This is a genomic window from Streptomyces sp. NPDC050564 (assembly GCF_044457265.1).
Classification (GTDB): domain Bacteria; phylum Actinomycetota; class Actinomycetes; order Streptomycetales; family Streptomycetaceae; genus Streptomyces.
On the sequence record NZ_JBITGS010000118.1, the window covers coordinates 1 to 1796 of the forward strand.

Sequence of the window (1796 nt, forward strand, 5' to 3'; positions counted from 1 at the left end):
GTCAACTTGACCCGGCCCTGAAGGACCGGGCTTGGAGGTAGAGCCCAACTGGCTGCTGGGTGGTCTCCTCCGTCCAGACACCCCTATGGGGTGGCAGGGACGCGTGACTCACGCCCCGCAGTCCACGCAGCGTCGCCCTTGCGGGCGATGTTGCGGGAAGCGTTCCGGTCTGCGTGGGCAACGACCCCGCAGTTCCGGCAGGTGAAGAGGGATTGGCTCACCCGGTTCTTCTTGTCGATGTGGCCGCACTCGCAGCACTGCTGCGAGGTGTAGGCGGGATCGACGAAGACCACGGGTACGCCGGCCCTGCGGGCCTTGTAGACGATGAAGTCTCCGAGCTGGGCGAAGGCCCAGCAGTGGAGTGCGACCCGTTGGGGCTTGCGGAGCCGTACCCGGGTGCGGATGCCCTTGAGTTCTTCCAGGGCGATGCCGCGTCCGGTGCGTTCAGCCTCGGTCACGATCGTCTTGGCGATGACGTGGTTGGTGTTCTTGACGTGTCGCGCCTCGCGGCGTGAGCGTTCCTTGAGCCTGCGTTTGGCGGACTTGGTGCGCTTCTTCTGGAGCTTGGCCCGCAGGGCAAGCTGCCGCTTGCGATAGCGGTTGAGGTGCCGTCCGGCGGCCTGGTAGTCGGTGGACGTGGTGGCGATGTTGACGATGCCCAGGTCCACGCCGATGAAGCCATCCGGCTCGTAACGCTCGGCCTCGGGAACCTCGCATACGGCGATCAGATAGAACACGCCGTCGCGCTCCACAAGATCGGTTTCGCCCTTGCGGTACTGCTGGAGCACCTTGAGCGCCTGCGGCGAGCACGCGAACCGCATGTTCTTGAGCCGCCCGGCGGTGGTCCAGATGCTCACCGTCCGGGCGTCATACTGCCAGCTCAGACACCGGTCGTCGTACGGCTGCGCGGCCTCGGGCCGGAAGGTGACCGGCTTGGACTCTGCCTTCCGCCGCCGCTTCGACCCGGGCTTGCCGAGGTTCCCGGCGCGGATGTTGGCGTGCAGGGTGGTGTAGGCGTCCCGCACCTTCTTGATCACGTGCTGGGCCACCTGCGCACCGAGTCCCTGTTCCTTGAGGTAGGCGTAGGTGTGCCTGCGCAGCTCGTACTCACGGGGCGCGCCGTTGACGAACGCCACCTCGGAGACCCAGTTCGCCAGACCGTTGACCGTGTGCAGGGTCGCCGCGACAGCCGGAGCCTGTACGGCATCCGGCACCAGCTTGACCTGCGTCACGATCTTCACGGACGTGATCATAACATTGATCTATGTCACCACGCTGGGAGCCAAACCCCAATATCCGTAGGGGCCGTACGGTCGTCTACACCCTCCACGCCCACTTGGTCTTCACACCCAAGTACCGGCGCGGACCGTTCACCGACGAGATCCTTCAACGCTGCGAGGAAGTCATGCGCGCCGTCTGCGCCGACTTCGAGACCGAACTGGTCGAGTTCAACGGCGAACGCGACCACGTACACCTCCTGGTGCACTACCCGCCGAAGGTTGCTCTGTCCCGGCTGGTCGGCTCCCTCAAAGGCGTCTCCGCCCGACGACTACGGCAGGAGTTCCCCGGCCACATCCGCAAATACCTATGGGGTAACCACTTCTGGTCTCCGTCCTACTTCGCTGCATCCTGCGGCGGTGCACCACTCGGCATCATCAAGGAGTACATCGAGAACCAGAAACGTCCTGACTAAGGTCAACAGCGCAGACCCGTGCGTATGCGCGGGTCAGAGCAATCTTGAGAAGCGCTTCCTCCCGGGCGTGAACGCCCGGGGTTCCGCGCTAGATGATGCTGAA

2 protein-coding genes are annotated in these 1796 nt (G+C 64.6%); one reads left to right on the forward strand and one right to left on the reverse strand.

The window, feature by feature from the left end:
* Window positions 1-83 precede the first annotated feature (83 nt).
* Window positions 84-1253: an RNA-guided endonuclease InsQ/TnpB family protein gene (locus ACIBK0_RS51915; protein ID WP_399097553.1), complete on the reverse strand. Its 1170-nt coding sequence runs from the start codon at window positions 1251-1253 to the stop codon at window positions 84-86.
* Between the two features lie 11 nt (window positions 1254-1264).
* On the opposite strand from ACIBK0_RS51915, the gene tnpA reads away from it, so the two are divergent.
* The gene (gene tnpA / locus ACIBK0_RS51920; protein WP_399097555.1) at window positions 1265-1693 is read left to right on the forward strand and encodes an IS200/IS605 family transposase; all 429 of its coding nucleotides are present in this window, start codon (window positions 1265-1267) and stop codon (window positions 1691-1693) included.
* Window positions 1694-1796 lie beyond the last annotated feature (103 nt).

Excerpts from the sequence above, each read along its gene's own strand:
- ACIBK0_RS51915 (WP_399097553.1), bottom strand. The coding sequence starts at position 1,253 with ATGATCACGTCCGTGAAGATCGTGACGCAGGTCAAGCTGGTGCCGGAT.
- tnpA (WP_399097555.1), top strand. The coding sequence starts at position 1,265 with ATGTCACCACGCTGGGAGCCAAACCCCAATATCCGTAGGGGCCGTACG.